We start from the raw sequence: 18973 nt of genomic DNA, 5'->3' as shown, positions 1-18973 counted from the left end.
ATGGCCGCCTTCGCTTCTATCGCTCAAGATGTGGTGGTGCGGCTCGCCTGGACGTCGCTGCAGGCCACCTTGCTGATTGGTGCAGTGTGGCTGCTCAACCGCCAGCTGCCGCGCCTTTCCGCGGCGACGCGCTCGCTGCTGTGGTGGTTGCTGGGCGTGCAGTTGCTGCTTGGCCTGCTGCTGCCCACGCCGGTGGCGCTGCCGTTGCTTTCACCCGCGCGCACCGCGATCGCCACTGCCACCACGACAGTGGCGGACGGCCCGTCGACCGGGCTCACGATGTCGACCACGGCACCTGCCGAGCATCGCATCGCTGGCATGGGGCAAACCGGTCGGTCGTCGCTGGATGCCTTCGCCATGTCTGCCGAAGCCAGAGCGAAGCCGGCCGGTGAAAACCCGCACGTTGCCTGGTCGCGTGTGCTGCCCGTTGCATTTGCACTATGGCTGGCCGGCGTGCTCGTGCAGCTGGCCATGACGATGCGGCAGTGGCGCGAAGCGCGTGCCGTGGTTCGCGCATCGCGTTCGCTCGATGACCCTCGCCTGCAGGCGCTGTGCGCGGCGCAGGCGCGCGACATGGGGTTGCGCCGCTGCCCGTCGCTGCGCGTGTCCGATGCCATCCGCTCGCCCCAGGTCAGTGGCTTGTGGCGCCCCGTGGTATTGCTGCCGGCGGCGCAGGGGCTATCAGCGGAGGAGTCCGCGCTGGCGCTGGCGCACGAACTTACCCACCTGCGCCGCGGCGACCTGTGGATGGGCTGGGTGCCCGGTATCGCGCAACGCCTGTTCTTCTTCCATCCCATGGTGTTGTGGGCGATGCGCGAATACGCCCTCAACCGCGAGGCCGCGTGCGATGCGCAGGTGGTGCAACGGCATGACGCGGCACCACAGGATTATGGTCGCCTGCTGCTGCGTCTTGGCGTGGCGCATCCGCTGCACGCTGGCCTTGCCGGCGCCTCGCCGACCTTCCACAACCTGAAAAGGCGCCTGATGCTGTTGCAGCTGAGCGGTCAGGACACCACGTCGCGCCTGCGCAGCGGCCTGATCATCGCGCTGGTTGCCGCCATCGGCGTGCTGCCGTATCGCGTGACGGAAGCGAAGGCGGAGGCCACGCCCGCACCGGCCACATCGTCCGGCGTGGCAGCCTCACCGTCTCCTTCATCCGCTCTGACACCGACACCAGCAACACCAGCGACACCGACGGAGCCTGCCACGCCGTCAACGCCCGCCACTCCGGCCAGCCATGCGTTGGCGCGACCCAGCATGGCGCCGCCGCCACCGCCTTCGCCGCCGCGCATGCCGAAGGTGCCACCTCCGCCGCCCGCGCCGCCGGTGGAAGCAACGGGTTTCGCCGCGCATCACGTGGATATCGATACACGCAGCGGTGCCACCTACGGGTTCGCCGTGCTCGACCACGACTCGGTGATCGTCAACGGTAGCGATGTGGACTTGTCCACGGCCCGGCGCATGCAAGGCAACGGCGCGCCGCTGGTGCTGTTCCGTCGCGGCTCGGACACCTACCTGATCCGCGACGAGGCGTATGTCGCGCGGGCCAAGGCCGCCTATGCGCCGGTGACCGAGCTTTCGAAGGAGCAGGGCCAGCTGGGTGGCAAACAAGGCCGGATCGGCGGCGAGGAAGCAGGTATCGGTGCGCGCATGGGTGCCTTGGGCGAACGTTTGTCCCGCATAGCACAGCGCGAGTCCGAACTTGCGGTTCGCCTCGCGCAGCAACCGTCGGCCGACCGTGGCGATGGGGAACGCGCCGGATTCGCCGCAGAGCGTGCCGAGATCGAGCGCGAGCAGGCCGGACTGGAGCACGAACAGCGCGACCTCGAGGGGCAACAGCAGGCGTTGAGCAAGGAGCAGCAGGCCTTGAGCGAGAAGCTCCAACAGGCCTCCGCGAAAGCCAATGACAAGATGAACCAGCTGTTGGACGAGGCACTGGCGAAGGGCGCAGCGAAGGCCGTGGAAAACCGCTGAACCGACCCGGTGGCGCGGATTGGGCGCGCCACCTCAACCGATTCACCCCTATCCGATGACCACCCGTCCCGGCCTGAGCCGGGGCGCCGGGTGCGGCTTGCCCTCGCACGCCCGGCACGACGCGGGACAGGAGACGACATGATCGGCTACTACGCAGCCACCGCCATCAGCAGCCTGCGCCGCAGCAAAGCGCTGGCGATCCTGATGATCCTGGTGATCGGGCTCGGCATCGGCGCGAGCATGACCATGATCACCATCTTCCATGTGCTTTCCGGTGATCCGCTGCCGGGACGCAGCGGACAGCTCTATGCGCCGGTTATCGACCCGCGTCCGCTGGCCCGCGACCGCAGCGAACCGGGCGAGCCGGATGGCAACTTCACCTGGCCCGATGCGATGAACCTGTTGCGCGCGCATCGCGCGGACCGGCAAGCCGTCATGGCTGGCGGCGCGGTGCCCGTGCGTCCGCCACAAGGCGGCCAGCTGCCGTTCTACGAGGCGGGCCGCTACGTCACCGCCGATTTCTTCGCCATGTTCAATGCGCCGTTCGCGGCCGGCGGCGGTTGGCGCAGCGACGAGGACGATGCTCACGCGCGCGTGGTCGTGCTCAACAGCGAACTCAACCGCAAGCTGTTCGGCGATGCCTCCGGCGTCGGCCACACGGTGCGCCTGAAGAACACCGACTTTCGCGTCGTGGGCGTGCTTGACGCGTGGAACCCGCAGCCGCAGTTCTACGCGCAGATCAACGGTCGCGTGTATGGCAAGGCCGACCAGTTCTTCCTGCCGCTGCAGACCGCGCAGGACCTGGGCCTCGATTTCAACGGCCGCTTCTCCTGCTGGGATGGCGGCGGCGACGCACGCACCAGCGACCACTGCGTGTGGCTGCAGTTCTGGGTGCAACTGGACACCACGGCGAAAGCCGTGGCTTACCGCGACTTTCTTGGACACTACTGGCACCAACAGCAGGCGCACGGCCGCATGCCGCGCCCTGCCAGTCCACAGCTGTTCGGCCTGATGGACTGGCTGGCGCGGCAGCACGCCATTCCCGATGACCTTCGCCTGCAGCTGTCGCTCTCGCTGGGCTTTCTCGCGGTGTGCATGCTCAACGTCGTGGGCCTGTTGCTCGCGACCTTCCTGCGCCGCGGCGGCGAGATCAGCGTGCGGCGCGCGCTGGGGGCGCGCCGTTGGGAAATCTTCCTGCAACTGGGCGTGGAGTCCTGTGTGATTGGCCTGGCCGGCGGCTCGCTGGGACTGGGCATCGCCTTCCTCGGCCTGTGGAGCGTGCGGCAACGGCCGGACGGTTACGCCCAGCTCGCGCAGATGGACGCCAGCATGCTGTTCGGCACGTTCGCCCTGGCCTTGGTGGCCAGCGTCATCGCCGGCTTGCTGCCGGCATGGCGCGCCTGCCGCATCCCGCCCGCCCTGCAACTGAAGACGCAATGAGGTTCGCCATGTCGCACTCACCGTTGATCGCCAGCCTGCTGCGCCACAAGCTCACCGCCGGCCTGCTGGTGATGCAGGTCGCGCTCACCTGCGCCATCGTCTGCAACGTTGCCTCCATCATCGGCCATCGCCTCACGCAGATGCAGTTGCCCAGCGGCGTGGCGGAGAACGAACTGGTGCTGATCGAGAGCATCAGCGTGGACGAATCCGCCAACCCGCTGGCAAGGCACGATGCGGATCTGGCGGCCTTGCGTGCGATTCCCGGCGTCACCTCGGTCACGGCGGTCGACTCGCTGCCGCTCAGCGGCAACAACTGGAGCAATGGCATATCGCTGGTGCCCAACGGCCCGTCGCTGACCACGGCAACTGCGTACAGCGGCACGCAGGAAGAAATGCGCACCCTGGGCATGCACCTGGTATCGGGCCGCCTGTTCCTGCCGGAGGAATACATCCCCCTGGGCGCCGCCCACGACTGGTCGGGCATCAACCATGTGTCCTCCACCATCATCACGCAGGCGCTTGCTGCCAAGTTGTTTCCCGGGCAGGACCCGCTGGGCAAGGTGATCTACCCGGGCGATGGGCCGATACGCATCGTCGGCGTGGTCGACCACCTGCTGCGCCCGACGTTGGACGAATCGGAAGCGAGCGGATACGCCACCTTGTTCCCCATGCTTCCCGACGGCGCCGGCATCACCTATGTCATGCGCTCGGCGCCGCAGGAGCGCGAACGCGTGCTCAGGCAGGCGCAGAAGGTGCTCGCCGTACTCGATGGCAATCGCGTGCTGCGTCGGCCGCAGACGTTCGAGCAGTTGCGCAGCGACTACTTCCGGCGTGACCGCACCATGATCTCGCTGCTGCTGGCGGCGGCGACGGGCTTGTTGCTGGTGACGGCGGCCGGCATCACGGGCCTGGCCAGCTTCTGGGTGCAGCAGCGGCGGCGCTCCATCGGCATCCGACGCGCGGTCGGGGCGACGCGCGCCGACATTCTCCGTTACTTCCAGACGGAGAATTTTGTGATCGTCGGGGCAGGTGTGGTGCTGGGTGCCGTGCTGGCGTATGGGCTCAACATGCTGCTGATGGAGCATTACGCGTTGCGGCGGTTGCCCTGGTTCTACCTGCCGGCTGGCGCGGTGGCGTTGTGGGGCTTGGGCCAGCTGGCGGTGTTGGGGCCGGCGCTGAGGGCGAGCATGGTGCCGCCGGTGGTGGCGACACGGGGGTGATTGCCCTGGCGCTCGCTCCCCCGGCGCGCGAGCAAAGCCGGTGCCTCGCCGCAGGGCGGCAAGGCCACCACCAGAAAAGCAAAGGCCAGCCCCATGCAAGCAGGCTGGCCTCAACACTACGACATGGAGATGGGGATCAGAACGCCATGTCGAACGCGACTTCACCCTGCACGCCCACCTGATACGCCGACACGCGACGCTCGAAGAAGTTAGTCACTTCCTGCACGTCCTGCAGGTCCATGAAGTCGAACGGGTTCTTCGCGCCGTACTTCTTGGGAAGATCCAGCTGGGCCAGGCGCTGGTCGGCGCAATATTCGAGGTACTGGCGCATATCCTTCACCGACAGGCCGGCCACGCCACCCGACAGCACGTCCTCCGCGAACTGCGTTTCGCAGGCGATGGCGTCTTCCAGCATTTCCTCGATCTGCGCGCGCATCGCATCGTCGAACAGGTCGGGCTCTTCGGCGCGCACGGTGCGTACCACGTCGAAGGCGAACGCCATGTGGCAGCTCTCGTCGCGGAATACCCAGTTGGTGCCCGAGGCCAGGCCGTGCAGCAGGCCACGCGAGCGCAGGAAGTACACATAGGCGAAGGCGGCGAAGAAGAACAGGCCTTCGATGCACGCGGCGAAGCAGATCAGGTTCAGCAGGAACTGGCGGCGCTGCTCGCGCGTCTCCAGCCTCGTAAGGTTCTGGATGGAGTCGATCCATTTGAAGCAGAACTCGCCCTTCTGGCGGATCGAGGGGATGTTCTGGATCGCTGCGAAGGCCTTGTTGCGCTCGGCCGGATCGGGGATGTAGGTATCGAGCAGCGTCAGGTAGAACTGCACGTGCAGCGCTTCTTCATAGAGCTGGCGCGACAGGTACATGCGCGCTTCGGGCGCGTTGATGTGCTGGTACAGGTTCAGCACCAGATTGTTTGCCACGATGGTGTCGCCGGTGGCAAAGAAGGCCACGAGGCGATGGATCAGGTGACGGTCGGCGTCGGACATCTTCGAGCGCAGGTCGGTGACGTCCAGCGAGAAATCCACTTCGTCCACGGTCCAGGTGTTCTTGATCGCGTTGCGGTACATCTCGTAGAACTCGGGGTAGCGCATGGGGCGCAGGGTGAGTTCGAAGCCGGGGTCGAGAATGTGCTGGGTGGACATGGTGTTCCTCGTGCTGTGTCGCGCCAGCTGCGGCCGGCGCATGTGTCTTTGCTCGTCATTCCAGCGAAAGCTGGAATCCAGTGACTTCCTTCATTCCACCGAAACGTGTCGGGGAAAGGCGCTGGATCCCAGCTTTCGCTGGGATGACGGTCGAAATGGGTTGTTGATGACGGCAAGCTCGGGCGAGAACCAAAGGGGTCGCGTCTCGTGCGTATTCGTCAGCCTTGCGTTTACATCCTTGCCAGTGGCCGCAACGGAACCTTGTACACGGGCGTCACCTCCAACCTGCCGGCGCGCATCTGGCAGCATCGCAACGACGTGGTGGAGGGTTTCAGCCATCGGTATCAGGTCCACATGCTGGTCTGGTACGAAGTGCATGAATTGATGGAGTCGGCCATTTCACGGGAAAAGGCCATCAAAAAATGGAATCGCGCCTGGAAACTCGGGTTGATTGAAAAGACCAACCCCTGCTGGTGCGACCTTTACCCTGACCTCATCCCTTGATCGTCATTCCCGCGCAGGCGGGAATCCAGTGCCTTTCCAACCTTGCGATGAAGCCACTGGATCCCCGCCTGCGCGGGGATGACGGTGAGGATTGCTGACGGGCCTCGCCATATCCCCGCCCTTGCCCCCTTTTGTGGGGTACGCGGGGATGACGGTGAGGGTTACTGACAAGCCTCGCAATACTCCGGATTCTCCAGCGAGCAGAACACCGCCGCCGTCGCCTGTTCCTGATCCGCCACCGGCGCCGGCTTGGCCGCCGGTGCCGCCGAGACGGTGGTCTTGGCGATCTTGGTGGCCGGACGCGAACGCAGGTAGTACGTGGTCTTGATGCCGGACTTCCACGCGTACATGTACATGGAGCTGAGCTGGCCGATGTTCGGGTTTTCCATGAACAGGTTCAGCGACTGGCTCTGGTCGATGTACGCGCCGCGGGCAGCGCCGAGATCGATCAACGCCTTCTGCGGCAGCTCCCACACCGTGCGGTAGATCGTGCGCAGGCGTTCCGGAATCGCGTTGATGCCCTGGATGGAGCCTTCCGCCAGCTTGATCGCGTCGCGGACGTCGGCGGTCCACAGGCCCAGCGTCTTCAGCTCTTCCACCAGGTAGCGGTTCACCACCAGGAAGTCGCCCGACAGCGTCTCGCGCTTGAACAGGTTGCTCACCTGCGGCTCGATGCACTCGTAGCAACCGGCGATGGAGGCGATGGTGGCGGTCGGTGCAATAGCGATCAGCAGCGAGTTGCGCAGGCCCTTGGCCTTGATCGACTCGCGGAGCGCGTCCCAGCGTGCCTGGTCGTTCGGCTTGGCGTTGGTCCAGTAGTCGAACTGCAGCTCACCGTTGGCGGCGCGGCTTTCCGCGAAGCCCGGGTGCGCGCCCTGTTCCATCGCCAGTTCGTTCGACTGCGACAGCGCGTTGTAATAGATCTCTTCGGCAATGCGCGTGGACAGTTCCAGCGCTTCAGCCGAATCGAAGGGCAGGCGCAGCTTGAAGAACACGTCCTGCAGGCCCATTACGCCCAGGCCCACCGGACGCCACTTGTTGTTGGCGACCTTGGCGGTGTCGATCGGGTAGAAGTTCAGATCGATGACACGGTCCAGCTGGCGCACGGCGGTGCGCACGGTGGCGGCGAGCTTGTCGAAATCGAAGCGGCCGTCGACCACGTGGCGCGACAGGTTCACCGAACCCAGGTTGCACACCGCCGTTTCGTCGGCATTGGTGACTTCCAGGATCTCGGTGCACAGGTTCGACAGGTGGATGACGTTTTCCGCCTTCGCCGTCTGGTTGCTGGTGGCGTTGCTGCGGTCCTTGAAGGTCATCCAGCCGTTGCCGGTCTGCGCCAGCGTGCGCAGCATGCGGGCGTACAGCTCGCGCGCCTTCACCTTCTTGGTGGCCAGGCCGGCGGCTTCGGCTTCGCGGTAGGCCTTCTCGAAGGTCTCGCCCCAGCTGTCGACGAAGTGCGGCACGATCTTGGGATCGAACAGCGACCACTCGCCATCGGTTTCCACGCGACGCATGAATTCGTCGGGGATCCAGTTGGCCAGGTTGAGGTTATGCGTGCGGCGCGCTTCGTCGCCGGTGTTGTCGCGCAGCTCGAGGAACTCCTCGATGTCGCCGTGCCACGGCTCCAGGTACACACAGGCCGCGCCCTTGCGCTTGCCGCCCTGGTTCACCGCGGCGACGGAGGCGTCCAGCGTCTTCAGCCACGGCACCAGGCCGTTGGAGTGGCCGTTGGTGCCCTTGATGAGCGAGCCGCGCGAACGCACGCGCGAGTATGCCAGGCCAATGCCGCCGGCGAACTTGCTGAGCTTGGCCACGTCGCCGTACTTCTCGTAGATCGACTCCAGCGAGTCGGACGGCGAGTCGAGCAGGAAGCACGAGCTGAGCTGCTCGTGCGCGGTGCCCGCGTTGAACAGCGTCGGCGAGCTGGCGATGTATTCCAGCGAGGAGAGCAGGCGATACAGCTCCAGCGTTTCGCCGATCTCGTTGCCGCCCAGCGCGCAGGCAATGCGCATGAAGAAGTGCTGCGGCGTTTCGATCACCTTGCGCAGCTGCGGGTGGCGCAGCAGGTAGCGGTCGTACACCGTGCGCAGGCCGAAGTATTCGAAACGGCGCGTGGCGAGCGGGTCGATGGCGTCGTTGAGCTTGCGCGAGTTGGTGGCGACGAAGTCGCGCAGGCGCTCGTTGAGAATGCCCAGCTCCGCGCCGCGCGCGATGGACTGCGAGAAGCTCTGGATTTCCTGGCCGCTCACTTCCTTGTCGACGAACGCGCCCAGCAGGCGGGCAGCCAGCTGGCCGTACTCGGGCTCTTCCGCGGTAAGCGCGGCGGCGGTACGGATGGAGAGCTGGTCCAGCTCCTGCGTGGTGGCGCCGTCGTACAGGCCGCCAATGGTCTTGAGCGCCACGCGCATGGGGTCGACCGCGTGCAGGCCTTCCGCACTGCGGGTCACGGCGCGCACGATCTTGTTCACGTCCACCACTTCCTGGCGGCCGCTGCGCTTGGTCACGCGCATCTGGCCCGGGTTGTGGGGCGGGGTCAGGGCGAACGGGGCATCCGCGCGCGGCGCTTCAGCCACGGCGGTGTCGGCGGGGAAAACGGTGCTGTCGGCGCGCTCGTCGTTACGTTCGCGACCGGTGGTATCGATAGGCTGCATGGCGACTTCGCTCCAAGCTTGGTCATCAACCGCCTGCTCCCGCGCGCAGGGCTGAAAGAAATGGGGTGGGGTTTTCGCGGACGGTCGAGCAGCAGGGCTCGTCGCCCCGCGCATCGACGCACCTCCCCGCGGAAGCCGTCACCACGCACCACGGCGCGTTGGCCGCAGCTGTCGGCAGGTCTTCGGACTTGCGGACGAGGGTCTTGCGACCCGGCCTACTCGCTCCCGCTTCCCAGCCGCTGAGGGCCAGTGCGTTGTTGGCTTTCGTTTCCGCTTACCGCTGCGGGGCAGTCCCGGATTTCCACCGGATTCCCGTTTTAAGCCATTCCGACATTAAGTCTGAGAGTGGCACCGACGGGGCACAACATATCGGGCTGGCGGGGGTGGGTCAACCCAATAGATTGTGGATTTCGCGTGGATAACCCCGAAAACCCCAGGACGGGGGCGGAGTTAGCCAAGGCCAGAAAATTTTCGCGGGGCCGGCCCGCGCCGGATCGGCCCGGCGGGGACGGGTTGGCGCATGGCTGGCGGAGGCGGCGCGCCGCCGTGGCAGGTTGCGAAGCCTCCCTCCAACGGGGCAATCTCGCGGCCTGCCTTCGGGCCACCCCGGCCCATCGAGACCCGTGCATGGGCCACCCGCTGCTGCTTGTCCAATTGCTGGTGATCATCGTGGTGGCGCGGGTGATCGCGTCCATCGCGCGGCGCTTCGGGCAGCCGGCCGTGGTGGGCGAGATGCTCGCTGGGCTGGCCCTGGGGCCGATCGTCTTCGGCGCCATCGCTCCGGCATGGCAGCAACAGTTGTTTCCCCTGCAAAGCCTCGGCGGCCTGCAAAGCCTGAGCACGCTGGGCCTGGTGCTGTTCATGGTGGTGGTGGGCGCGGAGCTGCGCGTGCCGGCTAGCGCGCAGGGTGGCCTGATGCGGCCAGCGGCATGGATCGGCGCCCTGGCGGTGGTGCTGCCGGTGGCGCTTGCGCTGGGTGTCGCCCCTTTGTTGTACGGCGAGTACGCGCCGCCGGGCATCAGCCGGCTGGCCTTCGCGCTGTTTTTTGCCACGGCCTGCGCCATCACGGCGTTGCCGGTCATGGCGCGCATCGTGAAGGAGCGCGGCATGACCGACAGCCTGCCCGGACGCCTGGGCGTGGCGGCGGCGGCCGTGGCCGATGTGCTCGCATGGATCATGCTCGCCTTCGTGGTGGCGCTGATCAGTGCGCATGGCGACTGGGTGCCGTTCTGGCGCACCATGATCGGCCTGGTGCTGCTGCTCGCGCTGACCTGGTTCGTGCTGCGCCCGCTATGCGCGCGGCTGCTGGCGCGTCATGCCCCCGAGGGCAACGCGAACGCGGCGGTGCTGGCCTTTCTGCTGGCCGGCGCCTTCGGCTGCGCAGCGATCACCGAGTGGCTCAACCTGCATGCGGTGTTCGGCGCTTTCCTGTTCGGTGCCTGCCTGCCGCGCGACGACCGCCTGCTGCACAAGCTGATCGAGCGCGTGGAGCATGTGACCGTGGCGACCTTGCTGCCGGTGTTCTTCGTGCTGGCCGGCCTGAGCACCAGCTCGCAGATGCTCACCGGTGGCGCGGGCATGGCCTTGTTGCTGGTGCTGGCGGTATCCGTGGTGGGCAAACTGCTCGGTGGCACGGCTGGCGCGCGCATCGCGGGGCAGGGGTGGCGCGACAGCTTCACCATCGGCTCGCTGATGAACGCGCGCGGCATGATGGAACTCATCGTCATCAAGGTCGGGCTGGATGCCGGCGTGATCAACAGCGCGATGTTCACCATTCTGCTGGTGATGGCGATTGTCACCACGATGATGACGACGCCGATGGTGGTGGCGTTTTACGGTGCCGCGCGCGATGTCGCGATGCGGGTGTCGTCATCGCGTTGAGGTCGGATGGCGGTGGGTGTTTGCCCCGCCGCTTCAACCTTTAGCCGTCATTTCGGCGCCCCACAGGGACTAGCTTCGCGTCGCAGGCCGGAGGCGCCTTTCAACAGCCGCATGGCTGGTCATCCAGTGGCTTTGCGGTTGGTTGTCGCCTCGTGCGTGACCGCGATCGGGCCGCTTACGCAGCGGGCGTTTCGACCTTCTGCCGAAGGCCGAGTCACTTTTCTTTTGCTGGCCCAAAAGATCCCACGGGGACTAGCTTCGCGTCGAAAGTAACCCAAAGAAAATGGCCTTGAGAGCTGGCAGCATTCCGATGGGATAAGCCCGAACGCGTGAGGCAGATCGTTGCTTGGCAACCTTCGCCTCTAAACAGAGGGTACTTCCAAGCGCTTCGCAACGCGCCATGGCGATGAGGACTTAAAGCGGGGCCTCGCTTCGCTTCAGCTCTGATGGGAGCCACACGGCCGCCCGCTTTTCTGTGGGAGCGCACCCTGTGCGCGACAAGCCTACGGAGCGGTGACACCGCGACGCCGCAGTCGCGCACAGAGTGCGCTCCCACAAGGGACCTGCCTCTTTGTCATGTTCTGCTGACAGCTCCGGCTCTCGCTCTGGCTGTTCTTGCTTTGGCTTTTAGCTTTGGCTTTTATCCCCAGGCTAAAGTTGACCACTGAACGGCATCGTCACCAGATCCGCACGCGCTCCTTCGGATCGAGATACAGCTTCTCCCCCGCCTGCACCCCGAACGCCTGATACCACGCATCGATATTGCGCACCGGTCCGTTCACGCGGAAGGCGCGTGGCGAGTGGGGGTCGCTGGTGACCTGGCGGCGGATGGCGTCGTCGGTGAGTTTGCCGCGCCATGCCTGGGCCCAGCCTAGGAACACCCGCTGGTCGCCGGTGAGGCCGTCGATCACCGGCGCGGGCTTGCCGTGCAGTGAGGCATGGTAGGCGTCGAGTGCGAGTGTGAGGCCGCCGAGGTCGGCGATGTTCTCGCCCATGGTCAGGTTGCCGTTGATGTGCACGCCGGGCAGCGGGTCGAACGCGTCGTACTGGGCGCCGAGTTTCTTCGCGCGTTCCTCGAACGCCTTGGCGTCGGCCGGTGTCCACCAGTCGCGCAGTGCGCCGGAGGCGTCGATCTTGCGGCCTTCGTCGTCGAAGCCGTGGGTGAGCTCGTGGCCGATCACGCCGCCGATGGCACCGTAGTTGATGGCGGGGTCGGCGTTGGGGTCGAAGATCGGCGGCTGCAGGATGGCGGCGGGGAACACGATGTCGCGCAGCGAGCCGTTGTAGGCGTCGTTGGTCTGCGGCGTCATGCTCCAGTCGTCGCGGTCCACCGGCTTGTCGAGGCGGTTCACGTAGAACGACCAGTCGGCCTGCGCGGCGCGCAGCACGTTGCCGGCAAGATCATCCCCGCGCACGGTGACGTTCGAGTAGTCGCGCGGGTGATCGGGGTAGCCCACCTTGATGGTGTAGGTGTCGAGCTTCTTCAGCGCTTCCTTGCGCGTCTCCGCGCCCATCCAGTCGAGCTTCTCGATGCGCACGCGATAGGCCGCTTTCAGGTTGGCGACGAGTGCCTCGATCTTGGTCTTGGACGAGGCCGGGAAATACTTGCCGGCATAGAGTTCGCCTACGCCCCAGCCGAGGTTGCCGAAGCAGGCCAGGCGCTCGCCGACGCTGCAGTCGCCGCCCGACACAGCGTGCACGCCGCGCTTCCAGCGGGCTTCGATCTGCTCTTGGCCTGCCAGCGTCTTGTTGTGCATCTCGAAGTACGCCTGCTGGAACGGCTCCGAAAGATAGTAGGCGGCGTTGTCCGCGATGCGAGCGGCCTGCCACGCCTGGACGGTGGCCACCGGCGTGCGGGCATACAACGCGGTGAGTTTCGGGAATGCCGTCTTTTCCATCACCACTACGTGGGTCAGCTGGCCGAGCTGGGCGGACTGGAGGAAATCATTCCACGCAAAGCCGGGCGCGAGCTTTTTCAGCTCGTCCACGCTCATTGGGTTGTACATGGCGACGGGATCGCGCTGTTCGACCTTGCTGATACTCGCTTCGGCTATGGCTGTCTCGAACGCCACCACGTCCTTCGCCGCAGCGTCCGGCTGCGGCCAGCCGGCGAGGGTGAGCAGTCGTGCGACATAGGCCTGATACGCGGCCTTCTGCTTCGCGAATGCCGGCTTGAGGTAGTAGTCGCGGTCCGGCATGCCAAGGCCTGCCTGCGAGAGGTAGACCGAGTAGTGGCTGATGTCTTTCAGGTCGACGTCAATGCCGAGATTGAACAACGAGCCCTCGAAATCAGTGTTGGTGCGTCCCATCAGCGCTGCCTGCGCATCGCGCGTGGTGGCTTGCTTCACCGCGTCGAGCTGCGGTGCGATGGGTTTCGCACCCAGGGCGTCGATGTGCGATTGATCCATGAAGGACTGGTAGAACGCACCGACCTTGCCTTCGATGGTCGCATCGCCGGCCTTGCTCTTGGCTGCCGTTTCCATGAGGTCGTGCAGGCGCTGCTCGGTGAGGTCGGTCATCGCCAGCCGCAGGCTCACCGCGGGCTTGTCGGCGGGGATCGGCGTGCGGTCCAGCCAGGTGCCGTTGGCGTAGCGGAAGAAGTCGTTGCCGGGCTTCACCGATGTATCAGCGCCGGCCTGGTCGAAACCCCAGGCGCCGTACTGTGGCTTGCCTGCGGCTGGATCGGCCGCGTGAGCCGCGCCGAAGGTGAGTGCACACACGCACGCCGCCGCCAGGATCTTGCTGACCATACGATGCTCCCGCCCGAATGATGGTTTCGGGATACTGGCACGGCGGGGGCGGGGGACCAGTGCTGGAAGTTGTGCCGGCGGATAGGCGAACGGCCCGGGCGAGCCGGGTCGTTCGAGGGTCAGGTCGCGTGCGCGATCAATTGGTGCGCTGCTTGTGGATGCGCTTGCTGTCCTTGTTGAGCGACTTGTTGAGGTTCTTCTGTTCCTGCTTGGTCAGGTGGCCACCGTGCTGGGCTTCGTCGCGGCTTTCGCGGGCGGCGATGTTGGCGTCCTGCTTTTCGTCACGCGCGGCCTGCTTGGCGTTGAGCTGGCCGTCGGCAACGCCGGCCTGGATGCGGTCCTGCTGGTTCTCCAGGCGCTGGTTCACTTCGCTTACGCGCGGATGGCCCGGGATGTCCTGCGGGTTGGTGGCCTGCGCCATGGCACCGGCGCTGGCGAGGGCGGCGACCATGCCGAAGGCGATCAGGCTGAAACGCGACGTCATAAGGTTCTTCATGGGCTTGGGTCCTCGTTGTTCCGATAGGTTTTGGACAGGTGTCGCAACCCCTGGGCTTGCGCCCACTGCATGGCGGTGTGTGAGACCCCTGTAGGCCATCCCGTGGATGGATGACTCAGGCCGGAAAACGAGGGGACAGGAAGGCGGTTGACGTGCGTCATGCGCCTTCCCGATTCCATTCAGCCGCAAGCCGGCTTGCTTAGGGCTCGCGTAAGTCTGCCGTTATTTATTTGGAAAACATGTGCCCGCCCGCATGCCATGGCGCGGCGCGATCAGGCTGCTTTCTCTGCCAGCGTGCGCAGGTTGACCAGGCCGTCTTCGAAATCCTTGCCGACCATCTTGTCGACGTTGAACACCAGGCCCATCAGCTTGCTCATGAAGTTGGAGTGGCCCTGCATGGACCAGGTGATGCGCGTGGCATCGCCCTGCGGCTCGAGCACGAACTCCGCCGTGTTGCTAGCCTTGAACGGCGTGAAGAACTCCAGCTGGATGCGCACGAGCGAGGACGGTGTGGATTGGCTGATCTCCATGCGGCCACTGCCGATGTTCTTGTTGCCGCTCCAGCCATAGGCCGCGCCTTGCCCGCTCGACGGGCCCTCGAAGCTGCGCTGCATGGCCGGATCCTTCTTCTCGTAGGGCGACCACGACTGCCAGCGGTGCAGGTCGTTGATGTAGGGAAAGATGCGTTCGGGCGCAGCCTTGATGGTGGCGGCGCGCTCGATGCGGAACTGGTCGGGGCGCGAGGCGGCCACGGCCAGCACGGCGGCGATGACGAGCAGGACGATGATGAGTGCGATGAGCATCGTAGGTCTCCTTGTGGCGATGACGGTCGTTTCGGGCGTCAGGCTTCGACGGGCTCGGTGGGAACCATGTGCAGGTAGGGCTCCGCCTCGCGCAGCACGCGGGCGTAGGACGGACGCTGCATCAGGCGAAGCAGGTAGGCGGCAGTGAGCGGGTGGTTGTCTTCCAGCGGGATCACGAAGTTGGCATAGAACAGCGCGGGCGACGCGGCGCAGTCGGCCATGCTGTAGTGCTCGCCGGCCGCCCAGGGGCGCTTGCCGTCGTCACGTTTGAACTCGTGTTCGATCAGGTCGAGTGCAGCGCGCAGCTTTTCCCGGGCCAGCGTGACGCCATAGCGGTCGTGATCGCCCTGCGGGCGCAGGCGGTCGGTGATCACCTTTTGCGTGGGTTCCATGACGTACAGGTCATAGAAGCGATCGCGGAAGCGTACCTCGCGGGCGTCGTCGGCATCGTCGGGAACCAGGGCGATCGGGCCCGGGTAGTGCCGGGCGAGGTACTCGATGATGATGCTCGACTCGGGTACCAGACGGCCGCGGGCGTGGTCGCTGAGTACGGGGAACTTGCCGATGGGCCACAGCGCATAGAACGCCGCGCGCTGCGCATTGTCCGCCAGGTCCACCAGGTGCGCGTGGAATGGCGTGTCGTTTTCGTACAGCGCAATCAGGGCCTTGTGGCAGTAGGCCGCCAGCGGGTGCATGTAGAGCGTGAGTGACATGATTGGGCTCCGGGCATCAGTGAGCGGGCGTGGCCAGCGCGGTCTTGCCGGCGCTGCCGTCGTCGACCAGGGCTTCCACCTGGATGCGCAGCACCACGTCCATGTTGAAGCCGTAGTCCTTGCCGGCGGTGATGCCGAACTCGTCGCGCTTGAAGCTGGCATAGGCATCGGCCCCGCACAGCTCGCGCTTGTAGAGCGGATGCGGCACGCACTTGAAACTCTTGATGGCCAGCTCAAGCGGGCGCGTCACGCCGTGCAGCGTCAGCGAGCCATCCACCTTCGTTGGCGCACCGTTGACGAAGCCGGCAAGCGTGCCGCGATACGTCGCCGTGGGGTATTTGGCGGCGTCAAACAACTCGTTGCTGCGCGCTTTCTCGTTCATGGCGTCCAGGCCGAAATCCACGCTGGTGGCATCCACGGTGATATCCACGCTGCCGGTGCCGGCTGTCTTGTCCAGCGTCACCTTGCCCGAGGTTCGGTCGAACTTGCCGCGCCAAGTGGACAGGCCACCAAAGTGGTCGGCCTCGAAACTGGGGTAGGTGTGCGCCGGGTCGACGACATAGGTGGCGGCGCCGGCCTGTGCCGTGGCGGCGGCAAGCGGGAACAGCAAGGCGCTGGCGAGGGTGCGGGTCATGCGGCTGGACAGGAACATCGTTGACTCCCTGGGATGAGGTATGGGGCGTCGCTTTTGGCGAGCTTACCCACATGACGAACGGGGCCGGCCGATTTCGACACGGCCTTTCACGACGGCCGGCGGGGCAGCTGCGCTACCCTGCGGCATCCCAAGCCAGAGGTCGCCGCCATGCGCGCGCCAACAGGTTCAGTTGTCGGGTTGTGTTCCGCGTCGGCCACCCTGTGCGCGATGGGCATGGCCTTCCTGGGGTACTGGGGCGTGCACGAACCCGTGCCATGGCGAGCGGTAGACGTGGTGGTGATCGTGCTGGCCTTCATCGGGTTCGCCTTGCTGGCGTCGGTACCGTGGATGGTTACCACGCCGGTGGCGGAGGACGGCGCCGAGCGTATCCAGCCTGCGCGGCGGGCGTTTGCCTGTGGTGTGGCGGTGATCTGGGTGGCGGCGGTGTTGGCTATTGTTGGTTAGGGGGCTTGCTCGCCTTTGGGGGGCGTGAGGATCGGCCATGATTGGTGGCGGTTTTGGGAAGTGAGGGGAGGGTAAGGGTGAGGATGGCAGCCTTGCCTCACCGCCTCGTTCTTTAGCCGTCATCCCGGCGCAGGCCGGGATCCAGTTTCTGTAGTGGTCGGTCGTCGCCTCAGGCGCTCCCGCGACCTGGCTCGCCTGCCGCGGGCTTCCGCCCTCCTGCCGGAGGCCGGGTCACTTTTCTTTGCTTGCCCAAAGATCCCACGGGACTAGCTTCGCGTCGAAAGTAACCCAAAGAAAGGGCCCCCCGGATGACGCGCCTTCCGGGTCATTGGCCCGGAAGGTCCGCGGGCGGGTTCCGGGCTTTTCGACGGGGCATCCTGCCCCGACGAAAAGTGCCAGGGATCCGTCCCTGGCACCCCTACGGGGCCTGATCTCCACCCGCCCGCCGCGTCATACGGGGACCCGGGAGATCAAAAGCCAAAGCCAAAGCCAAAGCCAAAGCCAAAGCCAAAGCCAAAGCCAAAGCCAAAGCCAAAGCCAAAGCCAAAGCGGACGGCTCGTGCTGCTTCGCTGCACATTGCGTCGAATGTCGCAATGGAACTCAGTTGTGCCGGCATGTCTGTGGGAGCGCACCCTGTGCGCGACTGGGGCGTCTCGTAGTCACCGCTCCGTTAGGTTGTCGCGCACAGGGTGCGCTCCCACAGACAAACGGGGGACCGCGTGGGTCCCATCAGAGCTGAAGCGAAGCGAGGGGCTGCTTTAAGTCCTCATCGCCATGGCGCGTTGCGAAGCGCTTGGTAGTACCTGCTGTGCAGAGGCGAAGGTTGCCAAGCGACGACTTGCCTCAACCGTTCGGGCTTATCCCCACAGAATGCTGCCAGCTCTGGCTCTTGAGGCCATTTTCTTTGGGTTACTTTTCTTTTGGGCCAGCAAAAGAAAAGTGACTCGGCCTTCGGCAGAAGGTCGAAACGCCCGCTGCGTAAGCGGCCAGATCGCCGTATCCCCTGAGGCGAAGACCAAATTTCGCCGAAACTGGATCCCGGCCTACGCCGGGATGACGGTGTTTATGAAGCGGAGTGGCCAGATTGCAGAATCGCCTTCTTCTTCCGCGGCGGCGACGCCATAAGTGAGGCGGCGCGGCGAGCTTGTCGAGGCGCCGCTACGGCCCTTCTCCGACGCAAAGCCAGCCCCCCCGCGGAACGCGTCCGAGCTTGCCTAAACCCGCCCCTTCCTGAGTTTCGCCAGAACGACACCTTCACCCACACGGTGAGCCCACCTCGGCCCCTCACCCATCACGACTCAACCGGATAAGGCCCATCACCGAAAACCTCCGCGTGATACCCCTTGGAGCCAACCTCCCGCGCGAGCGCGCTGCGGATATCCCCGCCCGCCTGCAAGCGCGTCATCAGCGCGGCGAAATCATGGCGCGGCGCCCAACCCAACTCCTCGCGGGCACGCTGGTTCACATACACGCGATCAATACCCTGCGCCATCGTCCAGCCGTGCTGCGCATAGACCGCCTCGTAACCCGGCACGCGTCGACGCACCACCAGTGGCGCGTGCACGCGCAGCCCGGCCAGGTCTTCCTGCGCGAATGGCGTGGTGGCGCTGATGATGTAGCGGCGAAAACCCAGCATCGGCGCGCGACGCGCGGCAAGCAGGTGCGCGCTCACCACGTCCTCGATGTCCACGCGCCGGTAGAGGTACTCGTTGGCCTTGAGGTTGTCGTCGGTGTAACGCGCACGCGCGGTGCGGTCATCGTCTTCCTCGGGGAAGAAGCGCGAGGTGCGCAATACCATGGTGGACAGGCCCTGGTTGCGCTGGAACAACTGGCACAGGTCCTCGGCCGCGGCCTTGGTGACGCCGTAGATGTTCTTGGGCACGGCGGCCATGTCTTCGGTGACCCACACGGCCGGGTCGCTGGACTTCGGCGTCAGTGCGTCGCCAAACACACTGGTGGTGCTGGTGTAGACGAACGACTCCACGCCGGTGGACACGGCTTCTTCCAGCAGGTTCAGCGTGCCGGTGAGGTTGACGTCCAGGAAATCCTGCCGGGTGTGCGTGGCGACGTGCGGCTTGTGCAGCGTGGCGGGGTGGAACACGGTGGCCACGCCGGCGATGCAGCGGCGTACGAAGGCTCGATCGGCGATGGAGCCGACGCGGTGGGTGTACGGCCCTTCGACCACATCCAAACCGATCACCTCGTGCCCGGTGCCCTGCAACGTGCGCACCAGTGCCTCGCCCAGATGACCCGAACTGCCCGTGACCAGCATGCGCATACTCGACCGTGTTCGT

15 protein-coding genes and 1 riboswitch are annotated in these 18973 nt (G+C 65.6%); of the genes, 6 read left to right on the top strand and 9 right to left on the bottom strand.

Features of this window, described 5'->3' with window-relative positions:
- The 3 genes from HY57_RS22195 to HY57_RS00860 all read left to right on the top strand — a co-directional run bounded on the left by HY57_RS22195 (nucleotide 1) and on the right by HY57_RS00860 (nucleotide 4634).
- A complete protein-coding gene (locus tag HY57_RS22195; protein ID WP_019463850.1) occupies nucleotides 1–1974 on the top strand; it encodes a M56 family metallopeptidase in 1974 nt (657 codons plus the stop codon).
- A gap of 138 nt (nucleotides 1975–2112) precedes the next feature.
- Nucleotides 2113–3414 carry an ABC transporter permease gene (locus HY57_RS00865; protein ID WP_019463851.1) on the top strand — a complete coding sequence of 434 codons (1302 nt, stop codon included), beginning with the start codon at nucleotides 2113–2115 and terminating at the stop codon, nucleotides 3412–3414.
- An 8-nt stretch (nucleotides 3415–3422) separates the two neighbouring features.
- Nucleotides 3423–4634, top strand: coding sequence for an ABC transporter permease (locus tag HY57_RS00860; protein WP_019463852.1), 1212 nt, complete (start codon nucleotides 3423–3425; stop codon nucleotides 4632–4634).
- Between the two features lie 136 nt (nucleotides 4635–4770).
- Here HY57_RS00860 and HY57_RS00855 read toward each other — a convergent pair whose 3' ends face one another.
- Complete coding sequence (locus tag HY57_RS00855) at nucleotides 4771–5781, bottom strand: ribonucleotide-diphosphate reductase subunit beta (RefSeq protein ID WP_026033685.1); 1011 nt, start codon at nucleotides 5779–5781, stop codon at nucleotides 4771–4773.
- Nucleotides 5782–5988: 207 nt separating this feature from the next.
- On the opposite strand from HY57_RS00855, the gene HY57_RS00850 reads away from it, so the two are divergent.
- Nucleotides 5989–6285, top strand: a complete 297-nt coding sequence (locus HY57_RS00850; RefSeq protein WP_026033686.1) for a GIY-YIG nuclease family protein — start codon at nucleotides 5989–5991, stop codon at nucleotides 6283–6285.
- Between the two features lie 161 nt (nucleotides 6286–6446).
- Here HY57_RS00850 and HY57_RS00845 read toward each other — a convergent pair whose 3' ends face one another.
- Nucleotides 6447–8936 (bottom strand): ribonucleoside-diphosphate reductase subunit alpha, encoded by a 2490-nt coding sequence (locus HY57_RS00845; RefSeq protein WP_019463855.1) that lies wholly within the window; start codon nucleotides 8934–8936, stop codon nucleotides 6447–6449.
- A gap of 156 nt (nucleotides 8937–9092) precedes the next feature.
- A riboswitch (cobalamin riboswitch) is annotated at nucleotides 9093–9306 on the bottom strand.
- 257 nt (nucleotides 9307–9563) lie between these two features.
- Here HY57_RS00845 and HY57_RS00840 point away from each other — a divergent pair.
- Nucleotides 9564–10817: a cation:proton antiporter gene (locus tag HY57_RS00840; protein WP_019463856.1), complete on the top strand. Its 1254-nt coding sequence runs from the start codon at nucleotides 9564–9566 to the stop codon at nucleotides 10815–10817.
- Nucleotides 10818–11494: 677 nt separating this feature from the next.
- Here the strand turns inward: HY57_RS00840 and HY57_RS00835 are convergent.
- From HY57_RS00835 to HY57_RS00815, 5 genes are all read right to left on the bottom strand, one after another.
- Nucleotides 11495–13567, bottom strand: coding sequence for a M13 family metallopeptidase (locus HY57_RS00835; protein WP_019463578.1), 2073 nt, complete (start codon nucleotides 13565–13567; stop codon nucleotides 11495–11497).
- A gap of 136 nt (nucleotides 13568–13703) precedes the next feature.
- Nucleotides 13704–14063: a hypothetical protein gene (locus tag HY57_RS00830; RefSeq protein ID WP_050997853.1), complete on the bottom strand. Its 360-nt coding sequence runs from the start codon at nucleotides 14061–14063 to the stop codon at nucleotides 13704–13706.
- Between the two features lie 272 nt (nucleotides 14064–14335).
- A complete protein-coding gene (locus tag HY57_RS00825; protein WP_019463576.1) occupies nucleotides 14336–14866 on the bottom strand; it encodes an SRPBCC family protein in 531 nt (176 codons plus the stop codon).
- Between the two features lie 38 nt (nucleotides 14867–14904).
- Nucleotides 14905–15579, bottom strand: coding sequence for a glutathione S-transferase family protein (locus HY57_RS00820; RefSeq protein ID WP_019463575.1), 675 nt, complete (start codon nucleotides 15577–15579; stop codon nucleotides 14905–14907).
- A gap of 16 nt (nucleotides 15580–15595) precedes the next feature.
- Nucleotides 15596–16231 carry a YceI family protein gene (locus HY57_RS00815; RefSeq protein ID WP_019463574.1) on the bottom strand — a complete coding sequence of 212 codons (636 nt, stop codon included), beginning with the start codon at nucleotides 16229–16231 and terminating at the stop codon, nucleotides 15596–15598.
- Between the two features lie 150 nt (nucleotides 16232–16381).
- Here HY57_RS00815 and HY57_RS00810 point away from each other — a divergent pair, with 150 nt between their 5' ends.
- Complete coding sequence (locus tag HY57_RS00810; RefSeq protein ID WP_026033645.1) at nucleotides 16382–16678, top strand: hypothetical protein; 297 nt, start codon at nucleotides 16382–16384, stop codon at nucleotides 16676–16678.
- Nucleotides 16679–17148: 470 nt separating this feature from the next.
- Here the strand turns inward: HY57_RS00810 and HY57_RS21780 are convergent, their stop codons facing one another.
- Both HY57_RS21780 and HY57_RS00805 read right to left on the bottom strand, forming a co-directional pair.
- Nucleotides 17149–17295 carry a hypothetical protein gene (locus tag HY57_RS21780; RefSeq protein ID WP_158407917.1) on the bottom strand — a complete coding sequence of 49 codons (147 nt, stop codon included), beginning with the start codon at nucleotides 17293–17295 and terminating at the stop codon, nucleotides 17149–17151.
- A 675-nt stretch (nucleotides 17296–17970) separates the two neighbouring features.
- Nucleotides 17971–18951 (bottom strand): NAD-dependent epimerase/dehydratase family protein, encoded by a 981-nt coding sequence (locus tag HY57_RS00805; protein ID WP_235186598.1) that lies wholly within the window; start codon nucleotides 18949–18951, stop codon nucleotides 17971–17973.
- Between the last annotated feature and the right edge of the window lie 22 nt (nucleotides 18952–18973).

Origin of the sequence: Dyella japonica A8, assembly GCF_000725385.1 — a bacterium.
GTDB classification, from domain to species: Bacteria; Pseudomonadota; Gammaproteobacteria; order Xanthomonadales; family Rhodanobacteraceae; genus Dyella; species Dyella japonica_C.
The sequence above is the reverse complement of the archived record's forward strand: the minus strand, read 5'-3'. Positions and strand labels throughout refer to the sequence as shown.